Genomic DNA, 19,478 nt, shown 5'->3' with positions numbered 1-19,478 from the left:
GCGGCTCCCCCTAGAACCACCCCTCCTGCATGCCAAGGCACGTGTCGTCACGCGCTTCGAGCAATGCGAGGTCATTATGGCAGGGCGGTACTTCCCAGGTGAGGAAATAACGCGCGGCCTGCAACTTGCCCTGGTAGAAGTCGCGGTCATGCCCCTTGAGCAGGCCAAGCTCGGCGTGAATCGCCTGTTCCAACCAGCGCCAGCCGATTACGCAGTGGCCGAAGGCTTTCAAGTACAGCGCCGAGTTGGCCAGCGCGCTTGTGACCTTGCCCTGGGCCAGGTCGCCGAGCAGGGCGAGGGTCACCGTTTGCAGGCGATTGACCAGTTGCTCCAGTGGCTGGCGCAGCGGGTCGAGGGCCGGGTGGTGGCTGGCGCGCTCGCAGGTGACGGCGATCAGGCGGATCAGTTGCTTGAGCCCAGCGCCGTTGTTTTGCGCAAGCTTGCGCCCCAGCAGGTCGAGCGACTGGATGCCCTCGGTGCCTTCGTGGATCGGGTTCAGACGGTTGTCGCGGTAGTACTGCTCTACCGGGTATTCGCGGGTGTAGCCGTGGCCGCCGAGTATCTGGATCGCCAGTTCGTTGGCCTTCAGGCAGTACGCCGAGGGCCAGGATTTTACGATTGGGGTCAGCAGGTCGAGCAACTGTTGGGCCTGGCTGCGCGCGGCGTCATCTGCCGCGGTGTGGGTGTCGTCGAACAGTCGGGCGGCGTACAGGCCTAGGTCGAAGGCACCTTCTACATAGGCCTTTTGCGCCAGCAGCATGCGCTTCACGTCGGTGTGCTCGATGATCGGCAGCGCTGGGCTTTGCGGGTCCTTGTCGTCCGGCAGGCGGCCTTGTGGGCGCTGGCGGGCGTACTCGAGCGAATACAGGTAGCCGGCGTAGCCGAGCATCACCGCGCCCATGCCCACGCCGATGCGCGCCTCGTTCATCATCTGGAACATGCAGGCCAGGCCCTGATGCGGCTGGCCCACCAGGTAGCCCACGCACTGGCCGTTGTCGCCGAAGTTCAGCGCGGTAGACGTGGTGCCACGCCAGCCCATCTTGTGGAACAGCCCGGCCAGCAGCACATCGTTGCGGGCTCCTAGGCTGCCGTCCGGGTTGACCAGGTACTTGGGCACGATGAACAGCGAGATGCCTTTGACCCCGGGTGGAGCGTCCGGCAGCTTGGCCAGGACCATGTGCACGATGTTCTGCGACAGCTGGTGATCACCGCCGGAGATGAAGATCTTGTTGCCCTTGAGTCGGTAGCTGCCATCGCCTGCCGGTTGCGCGCGGGTGCGGATGTCGGCGAGCGAGGAGCCGGCATGGGGCTCGGTCAGGGCCATGGTGCCAAAGTAGCGGCCTTCGATCATCGGTTGCAGGAACAGGCGTTTCTGTTCGTCGGTGCCGAAGCTTTCGATCAGGTTGGCCGCGCCCATGGTCAGGAACGGGTAGGCCGTGGTGCCGGCGTTAGCCGCCTGGAAGTGGGCGAAGCAGGCTTGCGACACCAGGCTGGGCAGCTGCATGCCGCCCACGTCAAAGTCGCGGTTGGCATTGAGAAAGCCCGCTTCGAGAAACGCCTCGACGGCCGGTTTCACTTCGGGGATCAACTCGGCGCGGCCGTCCACATAGCGCGGCTCGTGCTCGTCGCCCTTGCGGTTGTGCGGGGCGAAGTATTTCTCGGCGATGGTGCGCGCGGTGGTAAGCGCAGCGTCGAAGGTCTCGCGGCTGTGCTCGGCGAAGCGCGGGCGCTGGGTCAGGGCTTCGGCGTCGAGGACTTCGTATAGCTCGAAGGCGAGGTTGCGGGGGCTGAGCAGGGTCTCGGGCATGGGGGCGGTCCTGGGGCGGGGTGCCTCGAAGTCTAGCGAGCCGTAATACGCCTGAAGAGTTTCATCAGGTGCGTTGATGGTGACCAAGAACGCCTGGTAATCAGACCGAGTCGATACCTTCTGCGTTGGGGATTTTTCGCGTGCGGACTCCGCTTCGGCGCTGAGTCATTGCGAGTCGCTCGGCGAAGAGATCATGAAAGACTTTGTATGTCGGGCAGTCCGCAGGGCGGGTGCTGTAGTACGTCGTTTTACCGACCAAGCCGCAGATCCAGTCAGCGCATTGGATGGTTTGGTACAGATGGCTTTCCACTTGAATCGGAGGCTCGATCAACGTCATGCGCCGCTCTTCGCCAAACATCGAAAACGAGGCTTGCTTGACGAGTTCAAGGCGCATGCTATTGCCGTTTTCTTTCTTGTGGTTCATATCGTCCTGCTGATCGAGAACGATCATGAAGTGGCTTTTTCTTGTCACCATTTCATCGTTCAAGCGTTTGATCGCTTCACGTAGCACGATCTTGTAGAGCCCTTTGGCATTTGAGTTTTCAGGTGATTGATCTTTCTCAATGCCAACATAGAAGAAAAATCCGCCCAACTGACGGACCTTGCTGAAGATTCGGTTCACCGCGTCGATTTTGTGTCGTCGAGCGCGGCTTTGGCCGTTAAATTGGCTGGTCTTGAAGAAAGTGGAAGCTTTTCCTCGAATGCGGCGGGGTGGGTGCCGGTTTTTTCAATCTTCGCACCCAGCACGTTCTTCTTCAGATTGAAGAAGAACGCGGAAAACTCGCGGACTTTTTCAGCAGGGAGAACCAAGCCAGCGAGGCCAAAGACCGGATGGGTATGAAAGGAGGGGTCTTCTTTTGAGACAAACGGGCCAATGTGACCAAACTCATCAAGGTCAGCGACGTACATGTCATATCTCCAGAAACACGAAAGCCCGACACACAAAGTATGCCGGGCCTCGGAGACGGAGCGACCTCGGTCGCGTCCTGAGCGGAATTATGCATCCTGAGGGGGCTGAGTCAAGTGTTCTTGGGAGGGAAGATGTTTCTGCTCTTTAGGCTGGCTGTCCTGCAAGATGCTTCCCAAAGGCGATGTCTCTCTGTATCGCAAGGCAGACAGGTCTCGGGGTGGATGTGTATGGTGGTGAGGGCCCTGCGCCCCTGATCGTGCCCGCCCGGAAACCGCTAGGCAGCTTGCGATTTAGGTGGATTTTTTAAGCTTTTCCCTATTGCTTGTAGTCCATTTCCCAAACATGCTCCCAACCCCTTTCAAGCCATTGCGGTGCTCTGGGTTGGCCTCTAGTCTCGGGCGGTCGTTGCGAAACAGCGACCGGCTTTGACAGGCCGCTCTGAACGAACCGGATGGCTTTGCCTTTTATGGCGGCTGTACGTGGGGCACCTCTGTGTGCGCCGGTTTCTGGTTCTGTTCACCGGTCTGTCAACCCATGTACAGCTGCCACCCTCTTGTTTGACAGCAGACGGTGGTGGTCCTCATTGACTGAACAGGACTATGACCATGCTGAAGATAGTTCCCGATCCGCCCCGTAATCTCCATTCCCTCGAAGACACCTTGATCCAGGCTGCGGAGTACGCTCAGTGCGCCCTGACCGTGGCCCATCAGGCCGTACTGTTTAAACCCCGTTCACCGGCCAGCGTGCTGATGATGGCGTCGATGCATGAAATCGAGTCGCTGCGAGCGTTGCTCGAATCGGCGTTGATCCAAGTGCAGATGGCGAGCGATGAGCAGGTGCTCCACTAGGCTCGGTGGCCTTATTGCGGGGCACGCATCTAAGTGATTCAGGGAGATCAAGCAATGACCACCGAAGACAAGACCACCGTCGGCAAGACCTGCTTCTATCAGGGCGAAGGCCGCACCCAACCGCTATTTCGCATAGAGCCCGGCATCCCGTGCCGGCACGCTCGAGAGCAGGCCTCGGAATTGATGGGCTACGTGCGCGACCTGACCCTCAGCGGCGTGATGGACGAAAACCCGCAACTGGTGTGGGCTTCGCACTACCTCAGCGGGTTGGCCAAAGCATTGATGGATGATGCGGAACTGGGCATGGGCCGGTAAACACTAGCAAGAACATCGCGGGGCAAGTCGCAGCCTGGGTTCAGGAGGCCCCGCCGATGACTGCTGGAGAATTCCTACCTAAGCAGTGCCATTCACCGACTTGTTTTTGATCGTTGTCATACGGTCGGTTCGGAAACGAGGGGGCTGATGTTCGTCGGCGATGGCGGTTAGATGACGGCTTGGAATTTGCCGTCCCATGGAAGCCCCATCAATGTCGAATGACCCTACCCATACGCAATACCGACCCCCGAGTTTTTTCATCGTGGCACCGAAGAAGCTGGCCGTGCTGACCTTCTTCACTTTTGGCTTGTACTGGTTCTTCTGCTTCCATCGCCACTGGGTCCATCAACGGCGCGCCAGGCACGACAAGACGTGGCCGCTGATGCGTGCGTTATGGCAGATTTTGTATTTTTACCCACTGATGCGGCGCATCGAGCAAAGCCTTCGCTCAAGCGGCCAGCGCTGTCGCTGGTCTTCTTTGGGGCTGTTTATGCTCTACCTGTTTTCAGTGGTGCCTTTGTTGCTGCTTGATGAAAAAACCCTCGAATTGTTGCCTGTTATTACGATTTTATTGATTTTCAGCTCTTTAGCGTTGCTGACCTGGGTAGTTGTCTGGATTCAACGGGCTGTCAATCTGATCGAAGGCGATGAGGCGGGTAGCGGGAATGCGCGAATGTCGTGGGCCAATTGGCTATGGATGGCACCTGGCTTCGTATTTTGGGGGATTGGGACGTTGGCTCTAGTATTGACGTTGCTGCTTGAGCCTTTGATCGGATACAGGTGATCACAGGGTTTTGGTGGCTTCGCCGCTTCACAGAAAAAGAGTCGAGGCTTAAGCAAGCTTGTTAAGCCACCGGGGCCGCTGTGCGGCCCTTTCGCGGCGCGAGGCCGCTCCTACAAGGTCCGTGTGAGCCCTGTGAATGCCGGCTTGCACGGTCGTGTAGGAGCGGCCTGGTGCCGCGAAAGGGGCGCGCAGCGCCCCCGTTGGCTCAACTGACCTGCATCAAGCTTGAGCCCTTTAGCGTCAACCGATGGTCATCAAGCTGGCGTTACCACCAGCAGCCGCGGTATTCACGCTCACCGCGCGCTCGATCACCAGGCGCTCCAGGGCAATCTGGTGATCGCCGCTGGACAGCCCATTGACCCCGACGATCGCACCCGCCCGCTTGGCCACCTGCTCGCAGATGCCGCGCAACTGATCCGAGTCGCCGTGGTGGATCACTGCGTCGAATGCCACCTCATCCTTGTTCCAGTCAGCCACCAGGGTGATCTTGCCTTGCAGCTCCTTCGGCAGGCGGCTGCGCAGGCCCTTGGCAGGCTCGCCGTCCTGGAACACTGCCGAGCTGCCCACCGACAGCACCGCCGCGAACTGCGCCAGCAGGTCGGTTTCGTTGTCGGCCAGGCACAGCACGTGCTCACGTGGCAGGACGGTGTAGGTATTGCGCTCGCCGGTCGGGCCTGGCAATACGCGGGTGATGCCGCTTTGCGATTGTTCGGCGAACTGCTCGCACAAGATCGCCAGGTCGCCCAGCTGGTTGCTTTCGGCCCACGCCTTGAGCGCATTCAGCGGCTTGAGCTGCTGCTCACGCAGGGCGGTGTCAGCCTTGCTTTCGCCGTCGGTGCGCTGGAAGTGGCGGGCGATGGCGTCGGCTGGACGGGTCGACAGCAGGCGATACAGGTACAGTGGGCCGCCTGCTTTCGGGCCGGTGCCCGACAGGCCTTCGCCGCCGAACGGCTGCACACCGACCACTGCGCCAACAATATTGCGGTTGACGTACATGTTGCCCGCGTTGACGTTGCCCACCACCTTGGCGATGGTCTCGTCGATGCGGGTGTGGACGCCCAGGGTCAGGCCGTAGCCCGACGCATTGATCTGTTCGATCAGCTGGTCCAGGTCCTTGCGGTTGTAACGTACTACGTGCAGCACCGGGCCGAAGATTTCGCGCTTGAGCTCGTCGAAGCTCTCCAGCTCGATCAGGGTCGGCATCACGAAGGTGCCGCGCTTGACCTCTTCACCCTCGGCGATGGCCACCTGGTAGACGTTGCGGCCTTTTTCGCGCATGCCCTGGATGTGCTTCTCGATGCCAGCCTTGGCTTCGGCGTCGATCACCGGGCCGATGTCGACCGACAGGCGCTCGGGGTTGCCCAGGCGGCTTTCGGCCATGGCGCCCTTGAGCATTTCGATCACACGATCGGCAGAGTCTTCCTGCAGGCACAGCACGCGCAGGGCCGAGCAACGCTGGCCGGCGCTGTCGAATGCCGAGGACACCACATCGATCACCACCTGTTCGGTCAGTGCCGAGGAGTCGACGATCATCGCGTTCTGGCCGCCAGTCTCGGCAATCAGTGGGATCGGGCGCCCCTGGTTGTCCAGGCGCCCGGCGATGTTGCGTTGCAGCAGGCGGGCGACTTCGGTGGAGCCGGTGAACATCACGCCTTTGACGCGTTCGTCACCCACCAGCCCTGCACCGACGGTCTCGCCCTGGCCTGGCAGCAGTTGCAGCACGCCTTCGGGGATCCCGGCTTCGAGCAGCAGGCGTACGGCTTGGGCCGCGACCAGTGGGGTCTGCTCGGCAGGCTTGGCCAGCACCGGGTTGCCGGCGGCCAGGGCTGCGGCCACTTGGCCGGAGAAAATCGCCAGTGGGAAGTTCCACGGGCTGATGCACACCACAGGGCCCAGTGGGCGGCAGTTGTCGTTGCGCAGGTCGTTGCGCGCCTGTACTGCGTAGTAGCGCAGGAAGTCCACGGCCTCGCGTACTTCGGCGATGGCATTGGCGTAGGTCTTGCCGGCCTCACGCACCAGCAACCCCATCAGCGGCTGGATTTCGGCCTCCATCAGGTCGGCGGCGCGTTCGAGAATGGCGGCGCGCTCGGCCGGTGGGGTGGCCTGCCAGATCGGTGCGGCGTTCAGCGCGCACTGGATGGCGTTGTCGACATCGGCAACGCTGGCTTCTTGTACATGGCCCACCACATCGCGGTGATCGGCCGGATTGAGGACCGGCTGGAGCGCTTGCTCGCTGGCGGCGCAGCCCAGCAACGGGGCGGCTTTCCAGTCGTTATGGGCGGTTGCCAGCAGGGCGCAGGACAGTGATGCCAAGCGGTGTTCGTTGGCCATATCGATGCCGGCCGAGTTGGCCCGCTCACGGCCATACAGCTCGCGCGGCATCGGGATGCGTGGGTGCGGCAAGCCGATGCCGCCTTCCTGGGTGGCCATGCGCTCGATGCTGACGACAGGGTCGGCGACCAGTTCCTGGATGGAGATCGAGTGGTCGGCGATGCGGTTGACGAACGAGGTGTTGGCGCCGTTTTCCAGCAGGCGGCGCACCAGGTAAGCCAGCAGGGTTTCGTGGGTGCCGACCGGCGCGTACACACGGCACGGGCGGTTCAGCTTGCCCTCGGCGACTTTACCCACCACCTGTTCGTACAGCGGCTCGCCCATGCCGTGCAGGCACTGGAACTCGTACTGGCCCGGATAATAGTTTTGCCCGGCGATGGTGTAGATGGCCGACAGGGTGTGGGCGTTGTGGGTGGCGAACTGCGGGTAGATGGCTTCAGGCACCGCCAGCAGCTTGCGGGCGCAGGCAATGTAGGAAACGTCGGTGTATACCTTGCGGGTGTACACCGGATAGCCCTCCAGGCCTTCGACCTGGGCGCGCTTGATCTCACTGTCCCAGTACGCGCCCTTGACCAGGCGGATCATCAGGCGGTGGCGGCTGCGCTTGGCCAGGTCGATGACGTAGTCGATCACGTACGGGCAGCGCTTCTGGTAGGCCTGGATGACGAAGCCGATGCCGTTCCAGCCAGCCAGCGACGGCTCGAAGCACAGGCGCTCGAGCAAATCGAGCGACAGTTCCAGGCGGTCGGCTTCTTCGGCGTCGATGTTCAGGCCGATGTCGTATTGCTTGGCCAGCAGGGTCAGCGACAGCAGGCGCGGGTACAGCTCGCTCATCACGCGCTCGTACTGGGCGCGGCTGTAGCGCGGGTGCAGGGCCGAGAGCTTGATCGAGATGCCTGGGCCTTCATAGATGCCGCGGCCATGCGAGGCCTTGCCGATCGAGTGGATCGCCTGCTCATAGGAGGCCAGGTACTTCTGCGCGTCGTGCTCGGTCAGTGCGGCTTCGCCGAGCATGTCGTAGCTGTAGCGGAAGCCCTTGGATTCGAACTTGCTGGCGTTGGCCAGGGCTTCTGCGATGGTTTCGCCGGTGACGAACTGCTCGCCCATCAGGCGCATGGCCATGTCGACGCCCTTGCGGATCATCGGTTCGCCGCTCTTGCCGATGATGCGCGTGAGCGAGGAGGTCAGGCCGGATTCGTTGTGGGTGCTGACCAGTTTGCCGGTCAGCAGCAGGCCCCAAGTGGCGGCGTTGACGAACAACGATGGGCTGTTGCCCAGGTGCGGTTGCCAGTTGCCGGTGCTGATCTTGTCGCGGATCAGCGCATCACGGGTGCCTTTGTCCGGGATACGCAGCAGGGCTTCGGCCAGGCACATCAGCGCTACGCCTTCTTGCGAGGACAGCGAGAACTCCTGCAGCAGGCCCTGGACGATACCGGCGCGGCCACCGGCGCTCTTCTGGTTGCGCAGCTTGTCGGCCAGCGACGCGGCCAGCTTGTTGGTGGCCTCGGACTGGGCTGCTGGCAGGCGCGCCTGCTCCAGCAGCATTGGCACGACTTCCTGCTCGGGGCGGCGGTAGGCGGCGGTGATCGCTGCGCGCAGCACCGATTGCGGCAGGATGCTTTCGGCGAACTCCAGGAAGCACTGGTGGCTGTGATCGCCCGTCACTTCGCCGGCGTCATCGCCAAGGCCGGTCGCCTGGCCGTTGAGTTCGTGCAGGGTGGCGCCACCCTCGAGCTTCTCGAGATAGTTGAAGATCGCTTGCTTGATCAACCAGTGCGGCGTGCGGTCGATGGACTGCGCAGCGGCCTTGAGTCGCTCACGGGTAGGGTCGTCGAGTTTGACCCCAAGGGTGGTCGTCGCCATTTCTTATCCTCGTTATTGGCCACGGGCGTGGCCTAAGCTGAGGGCAAGATTAGCCTGTAGGACAATTCGGGTGCAACCGGGTGCAACCCGAATTTTTCGCGACTAAGGTGCAACTCGTCCGAAGGGCTTTGGGCGTGGATCAAATAGGGCATTGTTGGTGCGTTTTAGTATCAAAAGTGCAGTGTTTGCTCCGAAAGGAAGCAAAAAAGCGGTTTTTCTCCGAAAACCATCGCGGGGTGCAACTTGCAAATGAAAAATGGTTGCACCTTGTTCATGTTGTTGCATAGGATTCGCCGCCTGGGTGCAACCGTCGTCACGGACGGCGGTCGCAAGAGATAAAAACAATGCCAGGGCACAACTCATGGGCAGTCCAATCACGATCACTTTCGTGGTCTACATCGCGGCAATGGTGCTGATCGGCTTCGCCGCCTATCGCTCCACCAAGAACCTTTCCGACTATATCCTGGGCGGTCGCAGCCTCGGCAGCGTGGTCACCGCGCTCTCTGCCGGGGCCTCCGACATGAGCGGCTGGCTGCTGATGGGCCTGCCGGGGGCCATTTACTTCGCCGGCTTGTCCGAGGCCTGGATCGCCATCGGTCTGACCGTCGGCGCCTACCTCAACTGGCTGTTCGTCGCCGGTCGCCTGCGGGTACAGACCGAGCACAACGGTGATGCGCTGACGCTGCCGGACTACTTCGCCAGCCGTTTCGAGGACAAGACTGGCCTGCTGCGGATCATTTCCGCCATCGTCATCCTGGTGTTCTTCACCATCTACTGCGCCTCTGGCATCGTTGCCGGCGCTCGCCTGTTCGAAAGCACCTTCGGCATGTCCTATGAGACGGCGCTGTGGGCCGGTGCTGCGGCGACCATCGCCTACACCTTCGTCGGTGGCTTCCTGGCAGTGAGCTGGACTGACACCGTACAGGCCTCGCTGATGATCTTCGCGCTGATTCTCACCCCGATCATCGTGCTGATCTCCACCGGTGGCTTCGACACCACGTTCCTGGCCATCGAAGCGGTCAATCCGGCGCACTTCGATATGTTCAAGGGCGCCACCTTCATTGGCATTATCTCGCTGATGGGCTGGGGCCTGGGCTATTTCGGCCAGCCACACATCCTGGCGCGCTTCATGGCCGCCGACTCGGTCAAGTCGATCGCCAAGGCTCGTCGCATTTCCATGACCTGGATGATCCTGTGCCTGGCGGGCACTTGCGCCGTGGGCTTCTTCGGTATCGCTTACTTCTCGGCCCACCCTGAGCTGGCTGGCCCGGTTAGCGAGAACCATGAGCGGGTGTTCATCGAGCTGGCCAAGATCCTGTTCAACCCGTGGGTAGCTGGTGTGCTGCTGTCGGCCATCCTGGCGGCGGTGATGAGTACCCTGAGCTGCCAGCTGCTGGTGTGCTCCAGTGCCTTGACCGAAGACTTCTACAAGGCCTTCCTGCGCAAGAGTGCTTCGCAGCAGGAGCTGGTCTGGGTAGGCCGCTTGATGGTGCTGGCGGTGGCGCTGGTGTCCATCGCCATGGCTGCCAACCCTGAAAACCGCGTGCTGGGCCTGGTGGCCTATGCCTGGGCAGGCTTCGGCGCGGCATTTGGTCCGGTGGTGCTGATTTCCGTGCTGTGGAAGGGCATGACCCGTAACGGCGCGTTGGCGGGCATCGTGGTCGGTGCGCTGACGGTGATCCTGTGGAAGAACTACGTGGGTCTGGGTCTGTACGAAATCATTCCAGGCTTCCTGTTCGCCAGCATCGCCATCGTCGTGGTGAGCAAGTTGGGCCGTCCGTCGACCAGCATGGTTTCGCGTTTCGAAACCGCCGATGCGGCGTACCACGCTGACAAGTAACGCCTGCTGATTCGGCGTCCGCCCCTTGGCGGGCGCCGATCTGCACCTGACGCGGCCTGCAAGGCAGGGTAAACTTGTCGGCTTCGCAGGAGCCGCCATGAACTATCGTCACGCCTTCCACGCCGGCAATCACGCCGACGTCCTCAAGCATATCGTGCTGACCCGCCTCATCGCCTTGATGTCGCGCAAGGAGCAGCCGTTCGCCTACATCGACACCCACGCAGGCCTGGGTCTCTACGACTTGCAGGGCGACCAGGCGAGCCGTACCGGCGAGTACCTCGAAGGCGTCGCGCGCCTGTGGAATCGCGACGACCTACCGTCGGCCTGCGCCGACTATCTGCGCATCATCAAGCGCCTGAACCCGGACGGCGAGCTGCGCTACTACCCTGGCTCCCCTGAGCTTGCGCGGCGCCTTATGCGTCAGCAAGACCGCGCGCTGCTCAACGAGAAGCACCCCGAAGACGGGCCGCTGCTCAAAGAGAACATGAAGAAAGATCCGCGCGTGACCGTGCACCTGGGGGAGGGCTGGCACGTGCCCCGCGCCTTGCTGCCCGTGCAGGAAAAGCGCGCGATCATGCTGATCGATCCGCCGTTCGAACAGGCCGACGAACTCAAGCGCTGCACCGTGGCGATGAAAGAGGCGATCAGTCGTATGCGCCAGACCGTCGCCGCCATCTGGTACCCGATCAAGGATCAGCGCTCGCTAACCCGTTTCTACCAGGACCTGACCAGCACCGGCGCACCGAAGCTGCTGCGGGTCGAACTCTATGTGCATCACCAGGACAGCCCGCAGGGCCTGAACGGTTCCGGCCTGGCCATTGCCAATCCGCCGTGGGGCCTTGAGGATGAACTCAAGGAGCTGCTGCCGTGGCTGGCCAAGGAGCTGGCGCAGACAGCCGGTAGCTTGCGCATGGACTGGCTGATCGCCGAGTAAACCGGCGCAGCCCCCTGTAGGAGCGGGCTTGCCCCGCGATCACCGGTGTAGCCGGTGCCATCCACCGCGCTGCCTGCTTCGCGGGTCAAGCCCGCTCCTACAAGGGCCGTGCAGCCTCTCAGGTTTGCGTTATAATCCCGCCCCTTTAGCCGCCATCCGCCTGCGAGGCCGGTGGCGCACTTCTACCGATTTGAGAGGCTAGACCCTTGGCACTGACGATTCTTGGCCTGTCCGGCGCCCTTAGCCATGACCCTTCCGCGGCCCTGTACATCGACGGCAAGCTGATTGCCGCCGCCGAAGAAGAGCGCTTCGTGCGTGACAAGCATGCGAAAAACCGCATGCCCTACGAATCGGCGAAGTTCTGCCTGGAACAGGCGGGCATCAAGCCGTCGGACGTCGACGTGGTGGCTATCCCGTTCGCCCCGATCAGCCTGTTCGGCAAGGCCCGCTGGCACTACGCCAAGCGCTACTGGTACGCCCCGGATCGCGCCCTCGACGCGCTGCTGATGGGCAACCGTCGCTACAAGCGCTACCGCAAGAAGATCGTCTGGTGCCTGGAGCAACTGGGCTTCGATCCGAAGAAGATCAAGATCGAGCCGGTCGAGCACCACCTGGCCCACGCCTCCAGTGCCTACCACTGCTCGGGCTTCAAGGAAAAGACCGCGATCCTGGGTATCGACGGCAAGGGTGAATACGCCACCACCTTCTTCGGCTACGGCGAAAACGGCAAGATCCACAAGATCAAGGAATTCTTCGACCCGGATTCGCTGGGCGGCCTGTACGGCGCGATCACCGAATTCCTCGGTTTCGAGATGCTCGACGGCGAGTTCAAGGTCATGGGCATGGCGCCGTATGGCGACGCCAGCAAGTACGACTTCTCGCGCCTGGCCAGCTTCGAAAATGGCGAGCTGGTGATCAATACCGAGTACGCTAACGTCATCGGCCTGCGCCGCTATAAAGAGAAGGGCAAAGGCTTCTACTTCTCGCCCAAGCTGATCGAGTGGCTGGGTCCGAAGCGCGAAGGCGACATCGCTGACGAGCCGTACATCCACTATGCGGCCAGCATGCAGGCGCTGTTCGAGAAGCTCGCCCTGCAAATGATCGACCATTACCTGGGCGACACCCTGAAAGAGACCGGCAAGCTGGCCTTCGCGGGCGGCTGCGCACTGAACGTCAAGCTGAACCAGAAGATCATCGCCCGCGATGATGTGAAGGAGCTGTTCGTCCAGCCGGCCTCGGGCGATGCCGGTACCGCAGTGGGTGCGGCGGCCTACGTGTCGCACGCCCGTGGCGTGCCGGTCGAGAAGATGGAGCACGTCTACCTCGGCCCTTCGTACTCCAACGAAGATGTCATCGCCGCCTGCGCACGTCATCCGAATGCGCCCAAGTGGCGCAAGATCGACGACATGCCCGAGCGCATCGCCAAGATCATGGTCGACGGCAATCCGGTGGCCTGGTTCCAGGGGCGCATGGAGTTCGGTCCACGTGCCTTGGGTGGTCGTTCGATCATCGGCTGCCCGAGCGTGCCGGGCGTGGCCAACCGTATCAACGAGCAAATCAAGTTCCGCGAGCGCTGGAGGCCTTTCTGCCCGTCGATGCTCGACACCGTTGGTCCGCAGATGATCAAGGTCGATCACCCGGCACCGTTCATGACCTTCACCTTCGAAGTGGCTGAAGAGTGGAAGACCCGTGTGCCGGAAGTGGTGCACGAGGACGGCACCTCGCGTGCCCAGGTGCTCAAGCGCGAATACAACCCGCGCTACTACGACATGATGAAGGCGCTCGAAGCGTTGACCGGTAACGGCGTATCGCTGAACACCTCGCTCAACCGCCGTGGCGAGCCGATGATCTGCTCGCCGACCGATGCCCTGAACATGTTCTTCGGCTCGGACCTGCAGTACCTGATCATGGAAGATATTCTGGTCGTCAAAGAAGGTGCGCCGGAGTATGCCGAGTCCTGAGGTTCTGATCAGTCTGGTCGTACCCGCCTACAACTACGCGAAACTGCTGCCACGGGCACTGGACTCGGTCCTGTGCCAGTGGGCCGATGACCTGGAGCTGATCGTGGTCAACGACGGCTCCCGGGACAACACCCTCGAGGTGCTGGCCGGCTACGTGGCACGTTACCCGCAATTGCAGGTGATCGACCAAGCCAACGCCGGCGCTTCGGCGGCGCGTAACAACGCTATCGCCAAGGCGCAAGGGCGCTATGTGCTGCTGCTGGATGCTGACGACGAATTGACCCCAGGGGCCCTTGAAGCGCTGCGTGAGGTTCTGGCGGCCAACCCGCAGGCGGGCATGGTGCTGGGGGCTCAGCTTTCGGTCTACCCCGATGGCCGCGAGCGCCTGCGCCTGCCCACGCCCGTGCCACGGGCCAGCGCGCTGGAGCTGGCGCGGCGCTACTTGTTGCAAAAGCGTATCTCGGTGTCGCATTGCTGCACGCTGTTCGCCCGTGAGCTGCTGTTGCGCAGACCCTATCCGCAAGACCTGCGCACCGGCGAGGACATCCCGGTGTTCGCCTTTCTTCTGGTCAATGCCCAGGTGGCGGTGACCAACGCGCCGATCGCGCGCATCCACAAGCATGCCGACAGCTTGCGGCATAGTCGCGAAAACGAAGAAGAATACGCCATGGGTATGGTGCGCGAGGTCTTCGCCAGCCTGCCCGCAGAGTGTCAGGTGCTGCGCCGGCGCTACACAGCGCAGCGCTACCTGTCGCTGTTCCGGGCGGCCTTGCTGGCCGACGAGCGTGCCCTGGCCCGGCGTTTTTATGCCCAGGCCCTGCGCCTGAGCCCGTTGCAAGCCATGCGCTGGACGTACCTGCGCAAGGCCCTGCGACTGATGAAAGTTTGATAACAATCGATGTTGGCTGCTGACAGGGTGGAAATCGCAGTGGGTTCTTTCGTTTCAAGGATGGTCGATACCTACCCGGTGCGACTGGCATTTATCGGCAGCCTGCTGCTGTCGCTGATCGCTGTGCTAGGCACCAGCGCCCTCGGGCGCGATGCGGCGTTCTACCTGAATATTGCCCAGCGCGTCAGCGTCGAAGGGCCGCAGGTCGCCTGGCAGGTATTCAATTGGCCATGGTTCACCTACCTGCTGGCCGCGAGCCACAACGTCACCCGCTTGCCCATGGAGTGGTGTGCCTACCTGTGGTGCGCGCTGTTCATGGCTGGGACCTGTGCGTTGCTGGTCGATGCCGTGCGCCAGCGTGTCCCGTCCGCCGCTGGCTGGGCGTGTCTGCTGGTGCTGGCGATGCCGGCCGTCAACCAGTTCCGCAATGACATCCTCCGTGAATATGGCTTCTGGTTCTTCTGCATCCTGACGCTGTGGTTGGTAATGCACTGGCAGGCGCGTGGCGGTTGGCTGCGCGCTGGCGTCATCCACCTGGCGATTGCGGCAGCCATGCTGTTTCGCATGGAGGCGGTGATGCTGGAGGCGGCGCTGGGCCTTTGGCTGTTGGTCGGCTTGCGTGATCGGCGTAACTGGGTGTCTTTCGCCCAATTCGTGCTGCTGCCTGGGGTCGCGCTGGTCGTCGGGCTGTCGGTGTTGCTGGCCAAGGGTGGATTGAGCTCCGGGCGCGTGGACTACTACCTCACCCTGATCAGTCCGCAGCGTGTGCTGGTGGCCTTCCATGAATTGGCGGGGCAGTTCGGCGACAGCCTGAAATTCAAGTATTCGCGCGACGAGGCAGGGCGCATCGTGTTCTTTGGCCTGCTCGCGGCGTTGCTGATCAAGTTCGTGGCGCTGACCGGCCCCTTCTGCCTGCCGTTCCTGCAGCGCAGCAGTTGGCAGGCGCTGCGCACCTACCTGCGCGAGTTTCGGCCATTTGCCTGGGCGGCGGCGGTCTACCTGTTGGTACTGATGCTGTTCTTCATCGGTCAGCAGTTCATGAACGGTCGTTACCTGAGCTTCCTGAACCTGTTGGCGGTGCCGCTGCTGGCAGTCGGTGCGCTGTTGTTCGCCCAGCGTTTCCCGCGACTGGGCAAGGCGCTGGTGGTGGTTGGCGTACTGGTGATGCTGGCCAACGTGATTTCCACCGGTGCGGGCAAGCCGCAGATCGTCGAGGCTGGCCGCTGGATCGCCGGTAATGTCGACCCGCAGGCCAAGGTCTACTACGAGGATGCGCGAGTCGCCTACTACGCAGGCCGTGGCTACCCGGCGATCCAGCCGCGCGAGCGCGAGTTCGACGGCACCGAGGCCGAGCGCTTCAGCTACTTCGCCATCGAGGCGCGGGCCGATGAGCCGTGGTTGACCGCCTGGCTGGAAAAGCACCAGTTGCGCGTGCTGGCCAGCTTCTCCAACCGCAAGAAGGCAACGTTCGTGGTGATCGGCCGCTGATCCTTCAGCCGAGCAACTGGCGCAGGTTGGCCAGCAGGCGCGGACGGGGCTTGTGCTGGCCCCGCTCCAGCTCCTGGCGATAGCCCGACAGGAAGGTTTCGCCGGCGTCTTCGCCGAGCAGCCACTGGCGGTCCTGCGGGTAGCGCAGCATGTGGTGGAAGTTGCGCTCGCGCTGGCTGTCGCGCAGTGCCCAGTGTTGGCGTTGCAGGTCGGCGATATCGATCAGGCCCAGCTCGTTCTGCGGGGTGAGTACCACGTTGCCCAGGTGCAGCGAGCGGAAATACACCCCCGCTTCATGCAGGCGCGCGACGAAGCGTCCGAACTGCACGTGCAGTGCCTGGGCTTGCGCCGGATCGTCCAGCAGTTGGCGCAAGGTCTGGCCGGGCAGCGGGCGGTAGTAGACCGCGTCGCGGGCGATGCTGGCGATGCGGTAGGTGGCGATGATGTCGGGGCAGGGTATGCCCAGTCGGGTCAGGCGCTGGGCGTTGCGCGCGAAGCGCCCGGCATACGGGAACAGCAGTGCAGAACTGAGCAGGCGCTTGCGCCGGAACAGCTTGAGCATCAATCCGTCACGCAAGCGCAGCACCTTGTCGCCGGAACCGTCGGCTTCGAGCACTTGCGCGCCCTCGCGCAGTGCCAGGTAGGTGGGGTGATCCAGTGCTTGCATGTGTAACCTCCGATCAACAGGTCGGCTATCTTAGCCGACTTGTCCTGGCATCGCCGCTACCGGGTTTCATTGGGGGAAAAACGCCCTGTGATATGATCCCCGCCTCATTTTCGTGTGCGGATTCCCATGAGCAGTCCTGAACCTCGCCCCCAGTCCACATTGGCGATCTATTTCCGCCTGCTGACCTATGTGCGGCCCTACATCGGGCTGTTCCTGCTCAGCATTGCCGGCTTTTTGCTGTTCGCCTCGACGCAGCCGATGCTGGCCTACATCCTCAAATACTTCGTCGATGGTCTGGCCAACCCGGACGCGGTGTTGTTCCCCAACAACCCTTACCTGGGGGAGCTGCGCCTGTTGCAGGCGGTGCCGCTGATGATCGTGGCCATTGCCGCCTGGCAGGGTATCGGCTCGTACCTGGGCAACTACTTCCTGGCGCGTGTTTCGCTTGGACTGGTGCATGACCTGCGCGTGGTGCTGTTCAACAAGCTGCTCGAACTGCCTAACCAATACTTCGACAAGCACAACTCCGGGCACCTGATCTCGCGCATCACCTTCAACGTCACCATGGTCACTGGCGCGGCCACCGATGCGATCAAGGTGGTGATCCGTGAAGGCATGACCGTGGTGTTCCTGTTCGTCACCTTGTTGTGGATGAACTGGAAGCTGACCCTGGTGATGGTGGCGATCCTGCCGATCATCGCCCTGATGGTCAGCAGCACCAGCCGCAAGTTCCGCAAGCAGAGCAAGAAGATCCAGGTCTCGATGGGCGATGTCACCCACGTTGCCTCCGAGACCATCCATGGCTATCGCGTGGTGCGCAGCTTCGGCGGCGAAACCTACGAGAAAGCGCGCTTCCAGCAAGCCAGCCAGAGCAACACCGAGAAGCAGCTGTCGATGACCAAGACCGGTGCGGTCTACACCCCGACGCTGCAACTGGTTACCTACAGCGCCATGGCGGTGGTCATGTTCCTGGTCCTGCTGCTGCGCGGCGAGGCCTCAGCCGGTGACCTGGTGGCCTACATCACTATGGCTGGCCTGCTGCCCAAGCCGATCCGTCAGCTTTCGGAGGTCAGCTCGACCATCCAGCGCGGTGTGGCCGGTGCCGAGAGCATCTTCGAGCAGCTCGACGAAGAGGCCGAGGTAGACAACGGCACCATCGAGCGCGAGCGCCTGCAAGGCCGCCTCGAAGTGCGCAACCTGAGCTTCGAGTACCCCGGCACTGACAAGAAAGTGCTCGATGACATCAGTTTCGTCGTCGAACCCGGGCAGATGGTGGCGCTGGTCGGGAGATCCGGCAGCGGCAAGTCGACCCTGGCTGGGCTGATTCCGCGCTTCTACCAGCACGAGCACGGGCAGATCCTGCTCGACGGCGACGAAGTGCAGGCCTTCACCCTGCGCAACCTGCGCCGGCACATCGCGCTGGTGAGCCAACAGGTGACCCTGTTCAACGACACCGTGACCAACAACATCGCCTATGGCGACCTGGCCGGGGCGCCGATCGAAGCGGTGCACAAAGCGGCCAGCGAAGCCTACGCCGATGAGTTCATCCGCAAGATGCCGCAGGGTTACGACACCCTGGTCGGCGAAAACGGCGTGCTGCTCTCCGGTGGCCAGCGCCAGCGTCTGGCGATTGCCCGAGCACTGCTCAAGGATGCACCCTTGCTGATCCTCGACGAGGCCACCTCGGCGCTGGACACCGAGTCCGAGCGCCATATCCAGGCGGCCCTCGACCATGTCGTGCAGAACCGCACGACCCTGGTCATCGCCCACCGCCTGTCGACCATCGAGAAGGCCGACCTGATCCTGGTCATGGAAGACGGCCGCATCGTCGAGCGGGGTTCGCACAACGAGCTGCTGGCCCGCAACGGCCACTACGCACGCCTGCATGCCCGCGAGTTCGAGGATGGCGAGCAAGGCAAACCGGCACAGGCGACCGATGCATGCTGAGGCTGTTGCGCAGTTGGCGTGAGCGGGGCTGGCAGGAGATCGACGCGGCGCAGTACGCCCAGGCCTGGTATCGCTTCGGCGGCAGCGTTGCCACTCACCCCGAAGTGGTGGCGCGTCTGTCGGCCTTCCTCGACGTGCCGGTGCGTTACCTGGGCTGGTTCATCGAGGGCCAGTTGCAGGCGGCGATGCCGTGTTCGGGGCAGTACCTGGCCCTGGCCAAGGAAGTGCTCAAGCGCGAGGGCAAGCGCCACCTGCTGGACCTGGGCAATGCCGAGGTGATTCTGCCGGTCGCCGCCGGCGTGCAGGTCCCGGTGCGCCAGCGCATGCGCTATGTCTCCGAGCTTAACGCGGGCTCCCTGAGCACCCTGCGCAGCCAGCCCGAGGGCCTGGCCCTGGCCCGCGAGCCTGAGGACTACTCGAAGAAGTTCCGCTACAACCAGCGCCGCGAGCTGCGTCTGCTCGAAGAAGCGGGCGGGGTCATGCGGCCGATGGCTGAATTTACCCCTGCCGAGCAGGCGGCCATGTACACCGACCTGTTCGAGCGTCGCTGGGGCTTCGAGGTGGCGGGCAAGCAGGGGCTGGTCGAGGTGTTCACCCTGTTGCGCGAATTCATGACAGGCTCCGTGGCCTTGCTGGACGGTGCGCCAGTGGCGATCCAGGTGCTGTACCGGGTCGAGGCGCCGCAATGGGTGTCGCTGGAATACATCAATGGTGGGGTCGATCCGCAGAGCCGGGAATTTAGTCCCGGTAGCGTGCTGAGCTTCGTCAATACCCAGCAGGCCTGGGCCGATGCCAGGGCGCTGGGCAAGCCGCTGCGCTACTCGTTCGGCCGCGCCGATCGTGAATACAAGGACCGCTGGTGCCGCACCGTGCCGGTCTATCAGGTCTGATGCC

16 protein-coding genes are annotated in these 19,478 nt (G+C 62.6%); 10 read left to right on the top strand and 6 right to left on the bottom strand.

The genetic code is table 11. The annotated features are described in order from the left end of the window. Positions 1–10 precede the first annotated feature (10 nt). From ACNFIC_RS11730 to ACNFIC_RS11720, 3 genes are all read right to left on the bottom strand, one after another. Positions 11–1,807, bottom strand: a complete 1,797-nt coding sequence (locus ACNFIC_RS11730; RefSeq protein ID WP_416781053.1) for an acyl-CoA dehydrogenase — start codon at positions 1,805–1,807, stop codon at positions 11–13. A 100-nt stretch (positions 1,808–1,907) separates the two neighbouring features. Continuing rightward, complete coding sequence (locus tag ACNFIC_RS11725) at positions 1,908–2,429, bottom strand: DUF3800 domain-containing protein (RefSeq protein ID WP_416781052.1); 522 nt, start codon at positions 2,427–2,429, stop codon at positions 1,908–1,910. Continuing rightward, positions 2,426–2,716 (bottom strand): hypothetical protein, encoded by a 291-nt coding sequence (locus tag ACNFIC_RS11720; RefSeq protein WP_416781051.1) that lies wholly within the window; start codon positions 2,714–2,716, stop codon positions 2,426–2,428. The genes ACNFIC_RS11725 and ACNFIC_RS11720 overlap by 4 nt, the downstream gene beginning before the upstream one ends. Before the next feature lie 606 nt (positions 2,717–3,322). Here ACNFIC_RS11720 and ACNFIC_RS11715 point away from each other — a divergent pair. From ACNFIC_RS11715 to ACNFIC_RS11705, 3 genes are all read left to right on the top strand, one after another. After that, positions 3,323–3,565 carry a hypothetical protein gene (locus ACNFIC_RS11715; RefSeq protein WP_416781050.1) on the top strand — a complete coding sequence of 81 codons (243 nt, stop codon included), beginning with the start codon at positions 3,323–3,325 and terminating at the stop codon, positions 3,563–3,565. Positions 3,566–3,619: 54 nt separating this feature from the next. Continuing rightward, positions 3,620–3,880, top strand: a complete 261-nt coding sequence (locus ACNFIC_RS11710; RefSeq protein ID WP_416781049.1) for a DUF3077 domain-containing protein — start codon at positions 3,620–3,622, stop codon at positions 3,878–3,880. Positions 3,881–4,076: 196 nt separating this feature from the next. Further along, the gene (locus tag ACNFIC_RS11705; protein ID WP_416781048.1) at positions 4,077–4,664 is read left to right on the top strand and encodes a hypothetical protein; all 588 of its coding nucleotides are present in this window, start codon (positions 4,077–4,079) and stop codon (positions 4,662–4,664) included. Between the two features lie 240 nt (positions 4,665–4,904). Here the strand turns inward: ACNFIC_RS11705 and putA are convergent, their stop codons facing one another. Next, complete coding sequence (gene putA, locus ACNFIC_RS11700; RefSeq protein WP_416781047.1) at positions 4,905–8,858, bottom strand: trifunctional transcriptional regulator/proline dehydrogenase/L-glutamate gamma-semialdehyde dehydrogenase; 3,954 nt, start codon at positions 8,856–8,858, stop codon at positions 4,905–4,907. 102 nt (positions 8,859–8,960) lie between these two features. Next, a complete protein-coding gene (locus tag ACNFIC_RS11695; RefSeq protein WP_138219193.1) occupies positions 8,961–9,221 on the bottom strand; it encodes a hypothetical protein in 261 nt (86 codons plus the stop codon). Between ACNFIC_RS11695 and putP the strand changes: the two genes are divergently transcribed. The 5 genes from putP to ACNFIC_RS11670 all read left to right on the top strand — a co-directional run bounded on the left by putP (position 9,220) and on the right by ACNFIC_RS11670 (position 15,970). Next, entirely contained in the window at positions 9,220–10,698 is a 1,479-nt protein-coding gene (putP, locus tag ACNFIC_RS11690; protein ID WP_138219192.1) for a sodium/proline symporter PutP, read from the top strand. The genes ACNFIC_RS11695 and putP overlap by 2 nt on opposite strands. A gap of 97 nt (positions 10,699–10,795) precedes the next feature. Continuing rightward, complete coding sequence (locus ACNFIC_RS11685; protein ID WP_138219191.1) at positions 10,796–11,632, top strand: 23S rRNA (adenine(2030)-N(6))-methyltransferase RlmJ; 837 nt, start codon at positions 10,796–10,798, stop codon at positions 11,630–11,632. 206 nt (positions 11,633–11,838) lie between these two features. Further along, positions 11,839–13,593, top strand: a complete 1,755-nt coding sequence (locus ACNFIC_RS11680; protein WP_416781046.1) for a carbamoyltransferase — start codon at positions 11,839–11,841, stop codon at positions 13,591–13,593. Beyond that, positions 13,580–14,482, top strand: a complete 903-nt coding sequence (locus ACNFIC_RS11675; protein ID WP_416781045.1) for a glycosyltransferase family 2 protein — start codon at positions 13,580–13,582, stop codon at positions 14,480–14,482. Before ACNFIC_RS11680 ends, ACNFIC_RS11675 begins: the two co-directional genes overlap by 14 nt. Positions 14,483–14,521: 39 nt before the next feature. Then, entirely contained in the window at positions 14,522–15,970 is a 1,449-nt protein-coding gene (locus tag ACNFIC_RS11670) for an ArnT family glycosyltransferase (RefSeq protein WP_416781044.1), read from the top strand. Positions 15,971–15,974: 4 nt separating this feature from the next. Here ACNFIC_RS11670 and ACNFIC_RS11665 read toward each other — a convergent pair whose 3' ends face one another. Further along, positions 15,975–16,637, bottom strand: coding sequence for a phosphotransferase (locus tag ACNFIC_RS11665; RefSeq protein ID WP_416781043.1), 663 nt, complete (start codon positions 16,635–16,637; stop codon positions 15,975–15,977). A 126-nt stretch (positions 16,638–16,763) separates the two neighbouring features. On the opposite strand from ACNFIC_RS11665, the gene msbA reads away from it, so the two are divergent. Then, positions 16,764–18,584 (top strand): lipid A export permease/ATP-binding protein MsbA, encoded by a 1,821-nt coding sequence (gene msbA, locus ACNFIC_RS11660; RefSeq protein ID WP_138219187.1) that lies wholly within the window; start codon positions 16,764–16,766, stop codon positions 18,582–18,584. Further along, complete coding sequence (locus tag ACNFIC_RS11655) at positions 18,578–19,474, top strand: GNAT family N-acetyltransferase (RefSeq protein ID WP_138219186.1); 897 nt, start codon at positions 18,578–18,580, stop codon at positions 19,472–19,474. Before msbA ends, ACNFIC_RS11655 begins: the two co-directional genes overlap by 7 nt. The last annotated feature ends 4 nt before the right edge of the window (positions 19,475–19,478 follow it).

The sequence above is a fragment of the Pseudomonas sp. NY15463 genome (assembly GCF_048068415.1).
GTDB lineage: Bacteria > Pseudomonadota > Gammaproteobacteria > Pseudomonadales > Pseudomonadaceae > Aquipseudomonas > Aquipseudomonas mosselii_C.
This window is presented reverse-complemented; position numbering and strand designations above follow the sequence as displayed.

Bases quoted from the DNA above. Each gene is read 5' to 3' on its own strand.
- ACNFIC_RS11730 (WP_416781053.1), bottom strand. From the start codon at position 1,807: ATGCCCGAGACCCTGCTCAGCCCCCGCAACCTCGCCTTCGAGCTATAC.
- ACNFIC_RS11720 (WP_416781051.1), bottom strand. From the start codon at position 2,716: ATGTACGTCGCTGACCTTGATGAGTTTGGTCACATTGGCCCGTTTGTC.
- ACNFIC_RS11715 (WP_416781050.1), top strand. From the start codon at position 3,323: ATGCTGAAGATAGTTCCCGATCCGCCCCGTAATCTCCATTCCCTCGAA.
- ACNFIC_RS11710 (WP_416781049.1), top strand. From the start codon at position 3,620: ATGACCACCGAAGACAAGACCACCGTCGGCAAGACCTGCTTCTATCAG.
- ACNFIC_RS11705 (WP_416781048.1), top strand. From the start codon at position 4,077: ATGGAAGCCCCATCAATGTCGAATGACCCTACCCATACGCAATACCGA.
- putA (WP_416781047.1), bottom strand. From the start codon at position 8,858: ATGGCGACGACCACCCTTGGGGTCAAACTCGACGACCCTACCCGTGAG.
- putP (WP_138219192.1), top strand. From the start codon at position 9,220: ATGGGCAGTCCAATCACGATCACTTTCGTGGTCTACATCGCGGCAATG.
- ACNFIC_RS11695 (WP_138219193.1), bottom strand. From the start codon at position 9,221: ATGAGTTGTGCCCTGGCATTGTTTTTATCTCTTGCGACCGCCGTCCGT.
- ACNFIC_RS11685 (WP_138219191.1), top strand. From the start codon at position 10,796: ATGAACTATCGTCACGCCTTCCACGCCGGCAATCACGCCGACGTCCTC.
- ACNFIC_RS11675 (WP_416781045.1), top strand. From the start codon at position 13,580: ATGCCGAGTCCTGAGGTTCTGATCAGTCTGGTCGTACCCGCCTACAAC.
- ACNFIC_RS11665 (WP_416781043.1), bottom strand. From the start codon at position 16,637: ATGCAAGCACTGGATCACCCCACCTACCTGGCACTGCGCGAGGGCGCG.
- msbA (WP_138219187.1), top strand. From the start codon at position 16,764: ATGAGCAGTCCTGAACCTCGCCCCCAGTCCACATTGGCGATCTATTTC.
- ACNFIC_RS11655 (WP_138219186.1), top strand. From the start codon at position 18,578: ATGCTGAGGCTGTTGCGCAGTTGGCGTGAGCGGGGCTGGCAGGAGATC.